The organism is Streptomyces sp. NPDC049915, from assembly GCF_040656475.1.
Taxonomy (GTDB): Bacteria; Actinomycetota; Actinomycetes; order Streptomycetales; family Streptomycetaceae; genus Streptomyces.
In genome coordinates this window covers 96,689-113,552 of record NZ_JBFAMH010000023.1, presented here as the reverse complement: position 1 = coordinate 113,552, position 16,864 = coordinate 96,689, and the positions used below count along the sequence as shown (strand labels likewise).

The following is a 16,864-nucleotide window of genomic DNA, read 5'->3' as shown; positions in this document are numbered from 1 at the left end:
CATGACCTCTGTGCCCACGCCGATCCCCTCCCGCACGCAGTTCGTGCTGGAGGAGATCAAACGCCGCATCCTCACCGGTCGGTTGACGCCGGGGCAGGCCCTCGTCGAGACCGACCTGGCCGCGCAGTTCGGAGTGTCGAAGACCCCCGTGCGCGAGGCGCTCAAGACCCTGGCCGGCACCGGACTGGTCGTGATGAGCCAGTACAAGGGCGTCACGGTGCGCATGGTGGACGCGGACATGGCGCGCGAGGTCTACGACGTCCGGCTGCTCCTCGAACCCGAGGCGCTGAAGCGGGCCGTCACGCGCGGCGCCTCCCTCGACGCCGCCCAGGCCGCGCTGACCCGCGCCGACGAGGCCACCGACACCGCCGAACGCTCCCTCGCCAACCGGGAGTTCCACCGCGCCCTGTACCTGCCGTGCGGCAATCCGCTGCTCGGCCGGATGCTCGACGAGGTCCGCGACCAGGCCGCCCTGGTCTCCGCCGTCGCCTGGGCCGCCGACCCCTCCTGGGAGCGGGAGGCAGCCGAACACCGCGAGATCCTGCGGCTCGCCCTCGCGGGCGACGCGGACGGCGCCGGCCGTGCCCTGCACGCCCACATCGCGTCGTTCGTCCGGCGCGCGTTCCCCGAGGCCGAGCCCCTCACCGAGGACCAGGTCCAGGACCAGGAAGGTCAGGCATGAGCAGCGTGGCGTTCGAGACCCAGCGGGCGGCCCTGGCCGACGTGGTGGCGATCCCGGTGACCCCGTTCGCCGAGGACGGCACCGTCGACGCCGGCACCCACCAGGCCCTGCTGCGCCGCCTGCTCGACGGCGGCATCACCACCCTCACCCCCAACGGCAACACCGGCGAGTTCTACGCCCTCACCCCCGACGAACGCCGCCAGGTCACCGAGCTGACCGTCGAGGAGGCAGGGCAGAGCGCCGCAATCCTCGTCGGCGTCGGCCACGACGTGCCCACGGCCGTCGCCTCCGCCCACCACGCCCGCTCTCTCGGCGCGCAGATGGTGATGGTCCACCAGCCCGTCCACCCCTACGTCTCGCAGTCCGGCTGGGTCGACTACCACCGCGCCATCGCCGAGGCCGTCCCCGAGCTCGGCGTCGTGCCCTACATCCGCAACGCGCAGCTCACCGGCGCCCGCCTCGCCGAACTCGCCGACGTCTGCCCGAACGTCATCGGCGTCAAGTACGCGGTTCCCGACGCCGCCCGCTTCGCAGCCTTCGCCCGAGACGCGGGCCTCGACCGCTTCGTGTGGATCGCCGGCCTCGCCGAGCCGTACGCGCCGTCCTACTTCTCCGCCGGCGCCACCGGCTTCACCTCGGGGCTCGTCAACGTCGCCCCGGCCGTCTCCCGCAACATGCTCGAGGCCCTGCGCGCCGGTGACTACCCGGCCGCCATGAAGGTCTGGGAGCAGATCCGCCGCTTCGAGGAGCTGCGCGCCGCCAACGGCAGCGCCAACAACGTCACCGTCGTCAAGGAGGCCCTCGCCTCCCTCGGCCTGTGCCGCCGCGACGTACGCCCGCCGAGCCGCCCGCTGCCCGAACACGAACGCGCGGAGGTCGCCGCCCTCGCCGCCGGGTGGTCCATATGAACGCTCCCCGCAAGAAGCCCGAGGAACTCAGAAGCCACCAGTGGTACGGCACCGACGGCCTGCGCTCCTTCAGCCACCGCGCCCGCACCCGCCAGCTCGGCTACCTGCCCGAGGAGCACCTCGGCAAGCCGGTCGTCGCGATCCTCAACACCTGGTCCGACATCAACCCCTGCCACGTCCACCTGCGCGACCGCGCCCAGGCCGTGAAGCGGGGGGTGTGGCAGGCCGGGGGCTTCCCGCTCGAATTCCCGGTCTCCACCCTCAGCGAGACCTTCCAGAAGCCGACCCCGATGCTCTACCGCAACCTCCTCGCCATGGAGACCGAGGAGCTGCTGCGGTCGTACCCGGTCGACGGGGCCGTGCTGATGGGCGGCTGCGACAAGTCGACGCCCGCCCTCCTCATGGGCGCCGCGTCCGCGGGCCTGCCCGCCGTCTTCGTGCCCGCCGGGCCCATGCTGCCGGGCCACTGGCGCGGCGAGGTCCTCGGCTCCGGCACCGACATGTGGAAGTACTGGGACGACAAGCGGGCCGGCCTCATCGGCGACTGCGAGATGCAGGAGCTGGAGAGCGGCCTGGCCCGCTCGCCCGGCCACTGCATGACCATGGGTACGGCGTCCACGCTGACCGCCGCCGCCGAGGCCCTCGGCGTCACCGTGCCGGGCGCGTCCAGCATCCCGGCCGTCGACTCGGGGCACGACCGGATGGCCGCCAAGGCCGGCATGACCGCCGTCGACCTGGTGCACCGGGGCCGAGGGATCGGCGACATCCTCACCCGGGAGGCGTTCGAGGACGCCGTCACCACCGTCCTCGGTCTCGGCGGCTCCACCAACGCCGTCATCCATCTGATCGCCATGGCCGGGCGGGCGGGCGTCACCCTCACCCTCGACGACTTCGACCGCATCGCCCGCACGGTCCCGGTCCTCGCCAACGTCCGCCCCGGCGGCCGGACGTACTTGATGGAGGACTTCCACTTCGCCGGCGGCCTGCCCGGCTTCCTCTCCCGCATCACGGACCTGCTGCACCTGGAGAGGCCCACCGTGTCCCACGACACCCTGCGCGAGCAGCTCGCCGGGGCGCAGGTGCACCACGACGACGTCATCCGGCCGCGCGACCACCCGGTCGCGAGCGAGGGCGGGGTGGCCGTACTGCGCGGCAACCTCTGCCCGGACGGCGCCGTCATCAAGCACATCGCCGCCGAGCCGCAGCTGCTCAAGCACACCGGCCCCGCGGTCGTCTTCGACGACTACAGGACCATGCAGCGCACCATCGACGACCCCGCGCTCGGCATCACCGCCGACAGCGTGCTCGTCCTGCGCAACGCAGGCCCCAAGGGCGGCCCGGGCATGCCCGAGTACGGCATGCTGCCCGTCCCGCGGCACCTGCTCGAGCAGGGCGTGCGCGACATGGTGCGGATCTCCGACGCCCGCATGAGCGGCACGAGCTACGGCACCTGTGTGCTGCACGTGGCCCCCGAGTCCTACGTCGGGGGACCGCTCGCGCTCGTCGAGACCGGCGACCTGATCACCCTCGACGTCGACGCCCGCTCCCTCCATCTCCACGTGGACGACGAGGAGCTGGAGCGCCGCCGGGCCGCGTGGACGCCGCCGCCCACCCGGTACGAACGCGGCTACGGAGCGCTCTACAACGAGCAGATCACCCAGGCCGACACCGGCTGTGACTTCGCGTTCCTGGCCCGGCCCGGAACGGTGCAGGACCCGTACGCGGGCTGAAACCCCCCTTTCCCGTCACCCTGATCCGCGCTGCACCCGAGAAAGCGCTTCCCGCACGACGTACCAGAACGGAGAACAGTCATGGCCCAAGCCGCAGCCGTGGCGAAACCGCCCGCGCCACCGAGGCGGCGCCGTGCCTCCGCCACGCCGCGCAGGCTGCCGTACCTGCTGATCGCGCCCGCCGCCCTGCTGATGCTCGGCTTCATCGCCTACCCCGTCATCAGCGTCTTCTACTACAGCCTGCAGAACTACAACCCCACCAAGCCCTGGCGGAACGGCTGGGCGGGCCTCGGCAACTTCACCCACGCCTTCACCGACGACCCGCAGTTCTGGGACACGCTGACCTTCAGCGCCAAGTGGGTCGTCGTCGAGGTCGGGCTGCAGCTGCTGCTGGGTCTGGCGCTGGCCCTCATCGTCAACCAGACTTTCGTGGGCCGGTCGCTGGGGCGCGCCCTGGTGTTCTCCCCGTGGGCGGTTTCCGGCGTGCTGACCTCCGCGATCTGGGTGCTGCTGTACAACTCCCAGACCGGCATCACCCGTTACCTCGCCGACTTGGGGCTCGGCTCCTACGGCACCAGCTGGCTGTCGGACACCTCCACCGTCTTCCCGGCCGCCGTGGTCGCCGACCTGTGGCGCGGCGTGCCGTTCTTCGCGATCCTCATCCTCGCCGACCTCCAGTCCGTCTCGAAGGACCTGTACGAGGCTGCCGAGGTCGACGGGGCGAGCCGGCTCAAGCAGTTCTGGCACATCACGCTGCCGCATCTGAAGGACGCGATCGTCCTGTCCACGCTGCTGCGCGCCGTGTGGGAGTTCAACAACGTCGACCTGCTGTACACCCTCACCGGCGGCGGCCCGGCCGGCGAGACCACCACGCTGCCGCTGTACATCGCGCACACCTCCGTCGACGCCCACAACTTCGGCTACGCGTCCGCCCTGACCACGGTCGCGTTCGTGATCCTGCTCTTCTGCTCGATCGTCTACCTGCGGCTGAGCAAGTTCGGAGGCGACAAGTGATCACCGAGATCGCTCCGGCACCCGAGCGTGCGGTGCCCGAACCGACCCGGCCGCGCGGGCGGCGGCGCCCCTGGGACCAGGCCCCGCGCCGGCAGATCTACCTGCCGCTGTCGGTCTACCTGGTCTTCACGCTGGTCCCGTTCTACTGGATCCTGCTGTTCGCGCTGCGCCCCGCCGGCTCCACCTCGCTGGTGCCGTGGCCGCTGACCTTCGACCACTTCGAGAAGGTGTGGACGGAGCGCTCGTTCGGCACCTACTTCGGCAACAGCGTGCTGGTGGGCCTGGCCACCCTGGTGATGACCACGGTCGTGGCGCTGGCCGGCGGCTACGCCCTCGCCCGGTTCGACTTCAAGGTCAAGCGCGCCTTCATGCTGGCCCTGCTGTGCTCGCAGTTCGTGCCGGGCGCACTGCTGCTGGTGCCGCTGTTCCAGATCTTCGCCGAACTGAAGATGATCAACTCGCTGGGCAGCGTCATCATCGCCGAGACGGTCTTCCAGCTGCCGCTGTCGATGATCCTGATCAGCAACTTCATCAAGAACGTGCCGTACTCCCTGGAGGAGGCCGCCTGGGTCGACGGCTGCAACCGGCTGCGGGCCTTCCGGGTCGTCGTGCTGCCGCTGCTGCGGCCGGGTCTGATCGCCGTCGGCTCCTTCGCCTTCGTGCACTCCTGGAACCACTTCCTCTTCGCCCTGATGTTCCTCAACAACCAGGACAAGCAGACCATCCCGGTCGGCCTCAACTCCCTGATGAGCGCCGACAGCGTCGACCTCGGCGCGCTGGCGGCGGGCGGCATCATCGCCGCCGTCCCGGTGGTCATCGTGTTCGCGTTCATCCAGAAGTGGCTCATCACCGGATTCAGCGCCGGGGCGGTGAAGGGATGAGGATCCGTCAGTTCGCTCCGGCCGCCGCACTGCTGGGCACGTTCTGCCTGCCCGCCCACGCCGGCGAGCAGGTCCGCGGCATCAGCCGCGACACCCTCGCCCCGAACGACGGCTGGGCCTCCTACGGCACCGGCACCACCGGAGGCGCTACCGCCGACGACGCCCACGTGTACACGGTCACCGACCGGGCCGGCCTGGTGCGCGCCCTCGACGGCGGCAGCGACACCCCGAAGATCATCAAGATCGCCGGGACCATCGACGCCAACACCGACGACCGCGGCCGGCACCTCGGCTGCGCCGGCTACGCCACCGGCGGCTACGACCTGAAGCGGTACCTCGCCGCGTACGACCCCCGCACCTGGGGCGCGGCCAAGCCGAGCGGCCCGCAGGAGGAGGCGCGCCAGGCTTCCGCGGCCCGGCAGGCCGAACGGATCGTGTTCACCGTCGGCTCCCACACCACCATCGTCGGCCTCGGCTCCTCCGCCGTCCTCAAGGGCGCGAGCCTTCAGGTGAGGGGCGCCGACAACGTCATCGTCCGCAACGTCGAACTGCGCGACGCCTACGACTGCTTCCCCGTCTGGCAGCCCAACTCCGGCGGCCTCGGCGACTGGAAGACGGCGTACGACACCCTGTGGCTGAACGGCGCCACCCATGTGTGGGTCGACCACCTCACCGCCTCCGACAAGGGCCACCCGGACGCCGACGAGCCCACCTGCTTCGCCCGCAACTACCTGCGCCACGACGGCCTGCTCGACATCACGAACGGCTCCGACCTGGTCACCGTCTCCTGGAGCCGGTTCGCCGACCACGACAAGGCGATGCTCATCGGCAACGGGGACAACGTCACCGGTGACCGCGGCAAGCTGCGGGTCACCCTCCACCACAACGAGTTCGACGGCGTCGTGCAGCGCGCCCCGCGCGTCCGCTTCGGCCAGGTGCACCTCTACGACAACCGGTACGTGGTCCCCGACGACGGCGAGTACCGCTACTCCATCGGCGTCTCCACCGAGTCCCGCATCCACGCCGAGAACAACGCCTTCCACACCCCGAACCATGTGGAGGCGGCCGACCTGGTCAAGAGCTGGAACGGCAGCGCGCTGCACGCGAGCGCCACCCTTTTCAACGGCTACCCGGTCGACCTGCTCACCATCTACAACGCCTACAACTCCGGCAGCGAACGCGATCTGACCGCCGACGTCGGCTGGACCCCCGCCCTGCACGGGCCGGTCGACAGCGCCGCGGTGGCCGACCGGGCGGTGGCGCGCGACGCGGGCGCGGGGAGGATCCGATGACCACGACACCCGTGCCGGTCGTGCTGGCCGGCGCCCGCGGTCATGGCCGCTGGCACCTGGACAACATCCGCCGCCTCCAGGACCGGGGCCTGGTCCGGCTCGTGGGAATCTGCGAGCTGACCCCGCTGACCCCGCGGGAGATCCCCGACGGCTTGGGCGCCCCTGAGCAGTCCGCCGACTTCGGCGCCCTGCTGGACACCACCGGCGCCCGGATCGCCGTCATCTGCACCCCGATCCCCACCCACACCGACCTCGCGCTCGCCGCCGCCGAGCGGGGCGTGCACCTGCTGCTGGAGAAGCCGCCCGCACCCTCGTACGCCCAGTACCGGCGGATGGCCGACGGGGTGGCGCGGGCCGGTGTCGCCTGCCAGGTCGGCTTCCAGTCGCTCGGCTCGCACGCCCTGCCCGCCATCCGGGACATGATCGCGGACGGCGTGATCGGCGAGGTGGAGGGCGTGGGCGGCGCCGGGGCCTGGGCCCGCGCCGAGGCGTACTTCCGGCGGGCGCCCTGGGCGGGCCGGCGGCGGCTGGACGGCACCGACGTGGTCGACGGGGTGCTCACCAACCCCCTCGCGCACGCCGTCGCCACCGCCCTCGCCCTCGACGGCTCGGTGCGCGCCGAGGACGTCACCGGCATCGAGACCGAGTTGCTGCGCGCCAACGCCATCGAGTCCGACGACACCTCCTGCGTGCGGATCACCACCGCACGCGGCCGGCGCGTCGTCGTCGCGGCCACCCTGTGCGCCGAGCAGCCCGACGAGCCGTACGTGCTGGTCCACGGCAGCCGGGGCCGGATCACCTTCTGGTACAAGCAGGACCGGGTGCTGCTCCAGCGCGCCGGCCACGGCCCGGAGGAGTTCGAGTACGGCCGCACGGACCTGCTCGCCAACCTCGTCGAGCACCTCACCCACGGCGCCGGCCTGCTCGTCCCGCCGGACGCGACCGGCGCCTTCATGAAGGTGGTCGAGCGGATCCGGCTCGCCCCCGACCCGGCCCCGCTGCCCGCGGGCGCCTGGCACCTGCTGCCCGAGGAGGGCCGCCGGGTCGTGCGCGGTGTGGACGGCCTCGTCGCGGCCGCCGCCGACACCCTCGCCCTGTACTCCGAGCTCGGCGCCCCCTGGGCCCCGAGCGGCCTGCCGAGAGAGGTGAGCACACGATGACCGCCCACGACGGCGCCGTCCTGCGGGTCGCCGGCCGTCCCGTCGGCCGCTACGTCATCCGTCCCGAGCTGCCGGCCCGGCTCTCCCCCCGCCCCTATCTGCACCCCGTCACCACCCTGGCCGGCACCACGGTCACCGAGCTGACCCCCGCCGACCACGCACACCACCTCGGCGTCGGTGTCGCCGTTCCCGACGTCGAGGGGCACAACTTCTGGGGCGGGCGCACCTTCCTGCGCGAGAAGGGCCCGACCGAGCTGGACAACCACGGCGCCCAGCGGCACACCGCGTTCGCGCTGCGCGATCCGGACGGCTTCGTCGAGGAGCTGCGCTGGGTGGCGGCCGGCGCGGAGCTGCTGCGCGAGCGGCGCACGGTCGCGGCCACCCCTCTCACGTCCACCGCCTGGGCGCTGGACTTCACCTTCTCCCTCACCAACGTCACCCCCGGCCCGCTGTCCCTGGGCAGCCCCGCCACCAACGGCCGCCCCGGCGCCGCGTACGGCGGCTTCTTCTGGCGGGCCCGCAAGGAGGCGGGGCCGCCCTCGGTGTTCACCGCCGACGCCGAGGGCGAGGACGCGGTGCACGGCCGCCGTGCCGACTGGCTGGCCCTCGCGGGCTCCGGCTGGACGCTGGTCTTCGCCGGTGCCACCGGCGCCACCCGGCGAGACCCGTGGTTCGTGCGCGCCACCGAGTACCCCGGCGTCGGCTCCTCGCTGGCGTCCACCGAGCGGCTGACGGTCCCGGCCGGTGACACCGTCGTACGGCGGATCGTCACGGTCGTCGCGGACGGCAGGCCGGACCGGGACGAGGCGGCCGCCCTGGTCGGAAAGGCAGTCGCCCAGTGACCACGTATCAGAACCCGATCCTGAACGCCGACTGGTCCGACCCGGACGTGGTTCGCGTCGGCGACGACTTCTACCTCACCGCCTCCAGCTTCGGCCGCGCCCCCGGCCTGCCCCTGCTGCACTCCCGGGACCTCGTCAACTGGACCCTGGTCGGCCATGCCCTCGAACGCCTCGAGCCGGAAGCCGAGTTCGCCCGGCCCCGGCACGACTGCGGCGTCTGGGCGCCGTCGATCCGCCACCACGACGGCCGGTTCTGGATCTTCTGGGGCGATCCCGACCAGGGCATCTTCCAGGTCAACGCGCCCGAGATCCTCGGCCCGTGGACCCGCCCGCACCTGCTGAAGGCCGGCCGGGGCCTGATCGACCCTTGCCCGCTGTGGGACGACGACAGCGGCGAGGCCTATCTCGTGCACGCCTGGGCCAGGTCCCGCGCCGGCGTGAAGAACCGCCTCACCGGCCACCGGATGCACCCCGACGCCACCTCACTGCTCGACGAGGGCAAGCTGATCGTCGACGCCGACGGCATCCCCGGCTGGTTCACCCTCGAAGGGCCCAAGCTCTACCGGCACGACGGCTGGTTCTGGATCCTGGCGCCCGCCGGGGGAGTGGAGAGCGGCTGGCAGGGCGCCTTCCGCGCGCGGGACTTCTTCGGCCCGTACGAGGAGCGGATCGTCCTGGAACAGAAGGACACCGACGTCAACGGCCCCCACCAGGGCGGCTGGGTGCGCACGGCGGCGGGCGAGGACTGGTTCGTGCACTTCCAGCAGCGCGGCGCCTACGGCAGGGTCGTGCACCTCCAGCCGATGCGCTGGGACACCGACGGCTGGCCGGTGCTCGGGAACGACGGCGCCCCCGTCGCCGTACACCCCAGGCCCGCCCTGCCGCCGCAGCCGCCGGCCGCGCCCGCCACCGACGACGACTTCCCCGGCGGACGGTACGGACGTCAGTGGCAGTGGACCGCCAACCCCCAGGACGCCTGGGCCACCCAGCACTCCGGCGACGGCCTGCGGCTGACCTGCGTACGCTCCGCCGACGTGCACGATCTGCGCACGCTGCCGAACCTGCTCACCCAGCGGCTGCCCGGCCTGCCCAGCGCCGTCGAGGTCGAGCTGTGCCTGGACGCCGAGGAGCCGGGGGCCCGGGCCGGGCTCGCGGTGCTCGGGGACGCGTTCGGCTGGATCGGGCTGGAGCGCGGCACCGACGGCGGCGTGCAGCTGGTGCACCGGTTCGCCGAGCCGGTCGCGGAGGCCGAACGGGATGCCGCCCACCCGCGCCCCGCCCCGCAGGGCCGGGTCCGGCTGCGCATCGAGATCGGTGCCGGCGCGCGCTGCCGCTTCTTCTACGACACCGGGGCGGGGCCGACACCCTCCGGCCCGGTCTTCGCCGCCACCCCGTGGCGCTGGGTCGGCGCGCTGCTCGGTCTGTTCGCGCTCGCCCCGGAAGGAACGGGACACGCCGGCGCGGCGACCTTCGAGCACTTCCGTATCACCGCCCTCTGATCCCCTTTCCCTGTATGCCTGTTGGGAGCCGCAATGCCGCACATCCCTAGCAAGCGCTTGCCGAGACCGGGTGCCGTCCTGGTCGCCGTCACCGTCCTGGTCGCCGCCCTCGGTCTCGGCGCGGTCGGCGCGGCCAAGGCCGCCACCGTCACGCCTCCCGCCTCTTCTTCCGCGCCCGCCGCCGACCGCTGGACCGACCAGCCGCACGGTTTCGCCACCCTCGCCGGAGGCACCACGGGCGGCGCCGGCGGCAAGGTCGTCACCGTCACCGACCAGGCCTCGCTCGCCCGGTACGCGGCCGCCCCGGAGCCGTACATCATCCGGGTCAAGGGTGCGATCGCCGTCGCGCCCTTCGGCTCCGACATCGTCGTGGGCTCGGACAAGACCCTCATCGGCGTCGGCGACACCGGCGAGATCGTCCACGGCGAACTGCACCTGAACCCCGGCACGCACAACGTCATCATCCGCAACCTGACGATCCGCGACTCCTATGTCGAGGGCGACTGGGACGGCAAGACCACCGACTTCGACGCCATCCAGATGGACACCGCCGACCACGTCTGGATCGACCACAACCGCCTGACCCACATGGGCGACGGCCTGCTCGACATCCGCAAGGACAGCCAGTACATCACCGTCTCCTACAACCAATTCAGCAACCACAACAAGGCGTTCGGGATCGGCTGGACCACCGACGTCAAGACGCAGATCACCATCGACCACAACTGGTTCTCCGGCACCAAGCAGCGCAACCCGTCCGCCGACAACTGCGCCTACGCCCACCTGTACGACAACTACCTCTCCGGGCAGGTGGCCGACGGCGACCCGGTGTGGACGTACGGGAACTGGTCGCGCGGCAGGACGAAGATGGTCATCGAGAACAGCTACTACGACGGTGTCCAGCACCCCTACCAGGCCGATGCCACCGCCGAGCTGGTGCAGCGCGGATCGATCCTGAGGAACACCACCGGCCGTACCGACGCCTGGGGCACCGCGTTCGACCCGCGGGACTTCTACGACTACCGGCTGGACCCGGCGGCCGCCGTCCCGGCCCTGGTCACCCGCTTCTCCGGCCCGCAGAGGCAGATCGGCGACTCGGTGACGCTCCCGGTCCCCGGCGCCTACCCGACCGTGCAGGCCGCGGTGGACGCCGTGCCCGACGGCAACGACCTGCCGGTGACGATCGCGATCGCGCCGGGCACGTACCGCGAGAAGGTCTACGTCCCGGCCGGCAAGCCGTACGTCACGCTGGTGGGGACGGGCGACCGGCGCTCCGACACCGTGATCGTCCACGACACCCCGGCCGCGTACGGCGGTTCCACCGGCAGTGCGACCGTCCGGATCGCCGCGAACGACACCACCGCCCGCCACCTCACCTTCAGCAACGACTTCGACGAGGCCGCCGTCGAGCTGAACGGCGAGCAGGCGCTGGCCATGAAGACCACCGGCGACCGGATCGTCTTCGAGGACACCGCGTTCCTCGGCAACCAGGACACCCTGATGACCGACAGCCCGAAGCTGACCACGATCAGCCGCGTCTACGTCCGCGACTCCTTGATCGAGGGCGACGTCGACTTCCTCTACGGGCGGGCCACCACCGTCATCGAGCGGTCGGTGATCCGGGCGCTGAGCCGCGGCTCCACCACGAACAACGGCTACGTCACCGCCGCCTCGACGTGGACCGGCAACCCGTACGGCTTCCTCATCACCGGTTCGAAGATCGTCAGCGACGCGCCGGCGGAGTCCTTCCACCTCGGGCGGCCCTGGCACCCGGGCGGGGAACCGGAGGCCGTCGGCCAGGTGCTGATCCGTGACACCGAGCTGCCCGCCGCGATCAAGCCGGCGCCCTGGACCGACATGAGCGGCTTCTCCTGGAAGGACGCCCGCTTCACCGAGTACCACACCTACGGCCCCGGAGCCGCCGTCACCGCCGACCGGCCGCAGATGAGCGACGCGGACGCGCGCGTGCACACCGTCGCGGACTATCTGCGCGGCACGGACGGCTGGGCGCCGTTCGCCCGCCGCTGACCCCCACCCCTTCACATCCCGCTGATCCAGAAGAAGAGAGCCGATCAATGAAGATCACAAATCGCAGAAGCAGGCGTGCCGCGCTGGCCGTCGCCCTGGGCTCCGCGCTCGCCCTGACCGCCACCGCCTGCGGTGACGACGGCAACGGCACCGGCGGCGACAAGGGGTCCGAGGGCAGCGGCAAGGGCGAGATCGTCTTCTGGGACAACAACGGCGGTGTCCGCACCGACATCTGGAAGGAGGTCATCGCCGACTTCGAGAAGGCCAACCCCGGCATCAAGGTCAAGTACGTCGGCATCGCCGCCAAGGAGTACCAGTCCAAGGTGGACACCGCCATCCAGGGCGGCGGCCTGCCGGATGTCGGCGGTGTGGGCGCGGCGATGCTCGCGGAGTTCTCCGCGCAGAACGCCCTGGAGCCGCTGGACGAGCGGCTCGCCAAGTCGTCGCTGAACGGCAAGCTGAACAAGGACATGGTCGCCTCGCTGAAGGCCGCCGGTGGCGGTGACGGCACCCTGTACTCGATCCCGACCTCCGCCAACAACGGCGTCCTGTACTACCGCACCGACCTCTTCCAGAAGGCCGGTCTGGACGCGCCGACCACCTGGGAGAAGTTCTACACGGCGGCCGAGAAGCTCACCGACGCGAAGAAGAACGCGTTCGGCTACACCATCCGCGGCGGCGCCGGCTCCATCGCGCAGGCGCTGGACGCGATGTACGGGCAGTCCGGGATCACGTCGTTCTGGAACGGCGACAAGACCACGGTGAACGACCCGAAGAACGTGGCCGCGCTGGAGAAGTACGCCGCGCTCTACAAGAAGGTCACCCCGGCCGCCGACGTGAACAACGACTTCACGAAGATGGTCGCCCAGTGGGACTCCGGAACGATCGGCATGCTCAACCACAACCTGGGCTCCTACCAGGACCATGTGAAGGCGCTCGGCGCGGGCAAGTTCCGCGGCATTCCGCAGCCGACCGGGCCGGGCGGGAAGCGGGTCCAGGTCTCCAACCCGGTCGACGGACTCGGGCTGTTCAAGAGCTCCAAGAACAAGGAGGCGGGCTGGAAGTTCATCGAGTTCGCGCTCTCCCACGCGGAGAACTCCAAGTTCAACGAGTCGGCGGGGCAGGTGCCGGCCAACACGGAAGCCTCCGGCGATGCGTGGATCCAGAAGGCGGAGCCGACGAAGCTGGCCGCCGCGGCGCTGAGTGATGGGTCCACGTCGATGGTGCAGCTGCCGTACTACCTGCCTGACTGGAACACGATTTCCAAGGCGGACAACGAGCCGGGGTTCCAGAAGGTGCTGCTCGGGAAGATGTCGGCGAAGCAGTTCCTGGACGCGTTGGCCGATCAGCTGAACAAGGCGCAGGCCGACTGGAAGCAGAATCACTGAGCAAGTGGGTGGTTTCCGTGCGGGGGCTGCGTGTCCGTCGTGGCTGGTCGCGCCCCCGCGGCGGAGCCGCATGCCGATACTGCCCCGCGCCCCCAGGTGAGTCCACTTACCCTGCGTTGAAAGGCCGTTCGTGTCCCTCAGCCGTAGAGCCGTCCTTGCCGCCGTTCCCCTCACCGTGGCCGCCGCTCCCTCGCCGGAGGTCTCCCGCACCCTCTACATCGCCGGTGATTCCACCGCCGCTCAGAAATACGCCGATGCCGCGCCCGAGAGCGGGTGGGGAATGGCTCTGCCGTTCTTTCTGCACCGGGAAGTCGTCGTCGCCAATCACGCGATGAACGGGCGCAGTTCCAGGAGTTTCCTCGACGAGGGGCGTCTCGACGCCATCCTTTCCGTGATCCGGCCCGGTGACGTCCTGGTCGTCCAGTTCGCGCACAACGACGAGAAGGCCACCGATCCCACCCGTTACACCGAGCCGTGGACGACGTACCGGGAGTGCCTGCGCAGGTATGTCGACGGGGCCCGGGAGCGCGGGGCGCGCCCTGTGCTCGCCACGCCCGTGGAGCGGCGGCGGTTCGACGCCGCGGGCGACGCGCAGCCTACGCACGGCGACTACCCGGCGGCCATGCGGGCGCTCGCCGAAGAGGAGCGGGTGGCGCTGCTGGACGTCCAGCGGCTGTCGCTCGCCCTCTGGCAGGAGCTGGGCGTCGAGGAGACCAAGACCTACTTCAACTGGACAGCGACCGAGCAGGACAACACGCACTTCAATCCGCCCGGCGCGATCGCCGTGGCCCGTCTCGTGACGCGTGAGCTGCTCCGCACCCGGGTGCTCGCGCCGCGCGACACGCGCCGGCTGGACGACGAGATCCCCGGGTCCTGGATCACCTGGCCCGACGCCACCGTCTGACCCTCCCCCCTTCGAGAAGGTGAGCCGCACCAATGCACGCACGTATGTGGCATGCCCATGCCATGAAGAGAACCGCCGCGCTCGTCGGCTGCACCGCCCTCGTGCTGTCCGTCACCGGGACCACCTCCGCCCACGAGCAGCACCGCGACCCGGCCCGCCAGGTGCTCGGCGCGCGGGACGGCTGGGGCGCCTCCGGGACCGGCACCACCGGCGGGGCCGCGGCCGACGCCGCGCACGTCTACACCGTCGGCACCTGGGCGCAGTTCAAGGCCGCCCTCGCCGCCGGCGGCGACGCGCCGAAGATCATCAAGGTGACGGGGACGATCGACGCCGTCTCCGAGGGCTGTGACGCCTTTGCCGTGCCCGGCTACGACTTCGCCGCCTACCTGGACACGTACGCGCCGGAGAAGTGGGGGTACGACACCGACCTGGAGAAGGAGCCGGCCGACAGCCCGGAGGGCCTGCGCCGGGTGTCCGCCGCCAACCAGGCCAAGGAGATCAAGGCGAACGTGCCCGCCAACACCACCATCATCGGAATGGGCCGGGGCGCCGGTTTCAAGGGGGCGAGCCTGCAGATCAGCGGCGTCGACAACGTCATCGTCCGCAACCTCGCCTTCGAGAGCCCGCTCGACTGCTTCCCGCAGTGGGACCCCACCGACGGCGCCACCGGCAACTGGAACTCCGAGTACGACAGCGCCGTCGTCTACGGCTCCACTCATGTCTGGCTGGACCACAACACCTTCAGCGACGGCGCCCACCCGGACTCGTCCCTGCCGGTGTACTTCGGCATGACCTATCAGCAGCACGACGGCGAGCTGGACATCGTCAAGGGCGCCGACTACGTCACGGCCTCCTGGAACGTCTTCGCCGACCACGACAAGACGATCCTCATCGGCAACAGCGACAGCGCCGCGACGGCCGCCGTGGACCGCGGGCATCTGAAGGTCACCTTCCACCACAACCTGTTCCGCAACCTGGTCGAGCGGGCGCCGCGTGTGCGGTTCGGCCAGGTCGACTCCTACAACAACCACTTCGTGGCCGGCGACGGCTACTCCTACAGCTACGGCATCGGCATGGAGTCCCAGCTGGTCGCCGAGCACAACGCCTTCACGCTGCCGGAGGGCGCTTCCGCCGGGAGGATCCTCAAGAAGTGGAAGGAGGCCCCGGTCACCGCCGCCGACAACTACGTCAACGGCCGCGCGACCGATCTGATCGCCGTGCACAACGCGGAGATCCCCGGCGAGACCCTCGCCTCCGGCGCCGGCTGGACGCCCACCCTGCGCACGCACGTCGACCCGCCGCGCGCCGTGCCCGGCATCGTCGACCACGGCGCGGGCGCCGGAAAGGGCCGCTGACATGGAACCCCTCGTCACCGGACGCAGAGGCTTCCTGGCCGCGAGTGCCGGCGCCGCCCTGGCGCTGGGCCTCGCGGCCCCCGCGGGCGCGGCGCGCCGCTCGCCCTTCGGCCGTTTCGGTTCACCGGCGGCCCGGCTCACCGAGCGCACCCTGTACGTCCACCCCGGCGGCGCCGGTGACGTGACGAGCGTGGGCGCCGCCCTCGCCGCTGCGACCGGTCCCGGCTGGACGCTGGTCCTCGCACCGGGCATCTACCGGGAGACCGTCGCCGTCGACACCGGCCGTACGGGGACGACCTGGATCGGCGCCTCGGAGAATCCGCGCGATGTCGTGATCGTGTACGACAACGCGGCCGGCACGCCCAAGCCCGGCGGCGGCACCTACGGCACCAGCGGCTCGGCCACCGTCACCGTGCAGGCCGACGCCTTCACCGCCCGCTGGATCACCTTCGCCAACCACTGGCTGCGCGCCGACCACCCCGGCGTGGACGGCACCCAGGCGGTGGCCCTGAAGGTGCAGGGCGACCGCAGCTCCTTCTGGCACTGCCGCTTCCTCGGCCACCAGGACACCTTGTACGCCGACACCATGGCGCTCGGCACCTTCGCCCGCCAGTACTTCGCCCACTGCTACGCCGAGGGTGACGTCGACTTCGTCTTCGGGCGGGCGACGGCGGTGTTCGAGCACTGCCGCTTCCGGACGCTGGACCGCACCGACCTCGCCGGGCCGCCGTACGGTTTCGTCTTCGCGCCGTCCACGGCGGGCGCCAACCCGCGCGGCTACCTGGTCATCCGCAGCCGGGTCACCGGTGCGGCCCCGGACGGGTTCTACAAGCTGGCCCGCCCGTGGGTGCCCAGCTCCGACCCGACCGCCCGCCCCATGCTCACCGTCCGCGACACCTGGCTCGGCCCCGGCATCGACCCGGCCGCGCCCTACGCGAACATGCGGGACGCCTATCCCTGGCAGAGCATGCGCTTCGCCGAGTACCGCGACACCGGTCCCGGCGCCGTCGTCTCCGTGCCGGAGAACCGGCCGCAACTCGACGCGGAGGCGGCCCGGCAGCACACCCGGACGGCCTGGCTGGGGGACTGGACGCCTTGGACGCAGGGCACCTTGACCGGATCTTTGCCTGCGGAAGAGGTATCGATCGGGCCACGGACCTCGCGCCCGAGGGGGTGACGCG

14 protein-coding genes are annotated in these 16,864 nt (G+C 71.3%); all 14 read left to right on the top strand.

The features are described 5' to 3' along the window. Position 1 precedes the first annotated feature (1 nt). The 14 genes from AB0J12_RS30470 to AB0J12_RS30405 all read left to right on the top strand — a co-directional run bounded on the left by AB0J12_RS30470 (position 2) and on the right by AB0J12_RS30405 (position 16,860). Complete coding sequence (locus AB0J12_RS30470; protein ID WP_363267781.1) at positions 2-682, top strand: GntR family transcriptional regulator; 681 nt, start codon at positions 2-4, stop codon at positions 680-682. Further along, complete coding sequence (locus tag AB0J12_RS30465; RefSeq protein WP_363267780.1) at positions 679-1,590, top strand: dihydrodipicolinate synthase family protein; 912 nt, start codon at positions 679-681, stop codon at positions 1,588-1,590. The genes AB0J12_RS30470 and AB0J12_RS30465 overlap by 4 nt, the downstream gene beginning before the upstream one ends. Beyond that, a complete protein-coding gene (araD, locus tag AB0J12_RS30460) occupies positions 1,587-3,320 on the top strand; it encodes an L-arabinonate dehydratase (protein ID WP_363267779.1) in 1,734 nt (577 codons plus the stop codon). Before AB0J12_RS30465 ends, araD begins: the two co-directional genes overlap by 4 nt. An 81-nt stretch (positions 3,321-3,401) precedes the next feature. Continuing rightward, positions 3,402-4,334, top strand: a complete 933-nt coding sequence (locus AB0J12_RS30455; protein WP_363267778.1) for a sugar ABC transporter permease — start codon at positions 3,402-3,404, stop codon at positions 4,332-4,334. A 32-nt stretch (positions 4,335-4,366) separates the two neighbouring features. After that, positions 4,367-5,215, top strand: coding sequence for a carbohydrate ABC transporter permease (locus AB0J12_RS30450; protein ID WP_363267799.1), 849 nt, complete (start codon positions 4,367-4,369; stop codon positions 5,213-5,215). After that, the gene (locus tag AB0J12_RS30445; protein ID WP_363267777.1) at positions 5,212-6,507 is read left to right on the top strand and encodes a pectate lyase; all 1,296 of its coding nucleotides are present in this window, start codon (positions 5,212-5,214) and stop codon (positions 6,505-6,507) included. The genes AB0J12_RS30450 and AB0J12_RS30445 overlap by 4 nt, the downstream gene beginning before the upstream one ends. Next, on the top strand, positions 6,504-7,667 hold the full coding sequence (locus tag AB0J12_RS30440) for a Gfo/Idh/MocA family oxidoreductase (protein ID WP_363267776.1): 1,164 nt from the start codon (positions 6,504-6,506) through the stop codon (positions 7,665-7,667). The genes AB0J12_RS30445 and AB0J12_RS30440 overlap by 4 nt, the downstream gene beginning before the upstream one ends. Further along, positions 7,664-8,509, top strand: coding sequence for a PmoA family protein (locus AB0J12_RS30435; protein WP_363267775.1), 846 nt, complete (start codon positions 7,664-7,666; stop codon positions 8,507-8,509). The genes AB0J12_RS30440 and AB0J12_RS30435 overlap by 4 nt, the downstream gene beginning before the upstream one ends. Further along, a complete protein-coding gene (locus tag AB0J12_RS30430; RefSeq protein WP_363267774.1) occupies positions 8,506-10,008 on the top strand; it encodes a glycoside hydrolase 43 family protein in 1,503 nt (500 codons plus the stop codon). The genes AB0J12_RS30435 and AB0J12_RS30430 overlap by 4 nt, the downstream gene beginning before the upstream one ends. Positions 10,009-10,041: 33 nt before the next feature. Further along, on the top strand, positions 10,042-12,036 hold the full coding sequence (locus AB0J12_RS30425; RefSeq protein ID WP_363267773.1) for a pectinesterase family protein: 1,995 nt from the start codon (positions 10,042-10,044) through the stop codon (positions 12,034-12,036). Between the two features lie 47 nt (positions 12,037-12,083). Next, positions 12,084-13,424, top strand: coding sequence for a sugar ABC transporter substrate-binding protein (locus AB0J12_RS30420; RefSeq protein ID WP_363267772.1), 1,341 nt, complete (start codon positions 12,084-12,086; stop codon positions 13,422-13,424). Between the two features lie 130 nt (positions 13,425-13,554). Next, complete coding sequence (locus AB0J12_RS30415; protein ID WP_363267771.1) at positions 13,555-14,328, top strand: rhamnogalacturonan acetylesterase; 774 nt, start codon at positions 13,555-13,557, stop codon at positions 14,326-14,328. A 32-nt stretch (positions 14,329-14,360) separates the two neighbouring features. Continuing rightward, complete coding sequence (locus AB0J12_RS30410) at positions 14,361-15,683, top strand: pectate lyase (protein WP_363267770.1); 1,323 nt, start codon at positions 14,361-14,363, stop codon at positions 15,681-15,683. Position 15,684: 1 nt separating this feature from the next. After that, positions 15,685-16,860: a pectinesterase family protein gene (locus AB0J12_RS30405; RefSeq protein WP_363267769.1), complete on the top strand. Its 1,176-nt coding sequence runs from the start codon at positions 15,685-15,687 to the stop codon at positions 16,858-16,860. Positions 16,861-16,864 lie beyond the last annotated feature (4 nt).

Coding starts and splice junctions, on each gene's coding strand:
- AB0J12_RS30410 (WP_363267770.1), top strand. CDS start 14,361: ATGCACGCACGTATGTGGCATGCCCATGCCATGAAGAGAACCGCCGCG.
- AB0J12_RS30465 (WP_363267780.1), top strand. CDS start 679: ATGAGCAGCGTGGCGTTCGAGACCCAGCGGGCGGCCCTGGCCGACGTG.
- AB0J12_RS30455 (WP_363267778.1), top strand. CDS start 3,402: ATGGCCCAAGCCGCAGCCGTGGCGAAACCGCCCGCGCCACCGAGGCGG.
- AB0J12_RS30420 (WP_363267772.1), top strand. CDS start 12,084: ATGAAGATCACAAATCGCAGAAGCAGGCGTGCCGCGCTGGCCGTCGCC.
- AB0J12_RS30440 (WP_363267776.1), top strand. CDS start 6,504: ATGACCACGACACCCGTGCCGGTCGTGCTGGCCGGCGCCCGCGGTCAT.
- AB0J12_RS30445 (WP_363267777.1), top strand. CDS start 5,212: ATGAGGATCCGTCAGTTCGCTCCGGCCGCCGCACTGCTGGGCACGTTC.
- araD (WP_363267779.1), top strand. CDS start 1,587: ATGAACGCTCCCCGCAAGAAGCCCGAGGAACTCAGAAGCCACCAGTGG.
- AB0J12_RS30435 (WP_363267775.1), top strand. CDS start 7,664: ATGACCGCCCACGACGGCGCCGTCCTGCGGGTCGCCGGCCGTCCCGTC.
- AB0J12_RS30405 (WP_363267769.1), top strand. CDS start 15,685: ATGGAACCCCTCGTCACCGGACGCAGAGGCTTCCTGGCCGCGAGTGCC.
- AB0J12_RS30470 (WP_363267781.1), top strand. CDS start 2: ATGACCTCTGTGCCCACGCCGATCCCCTCCCGCACGCAGTTCGTGCTG.
- AB0J12_RS30425 (WP_363267773.1), top strand. CDS start 10,042: ATGCCGCACATCCCTAGCAAGCGCTTGCCGAGACCGGGTGCCGTCCTG.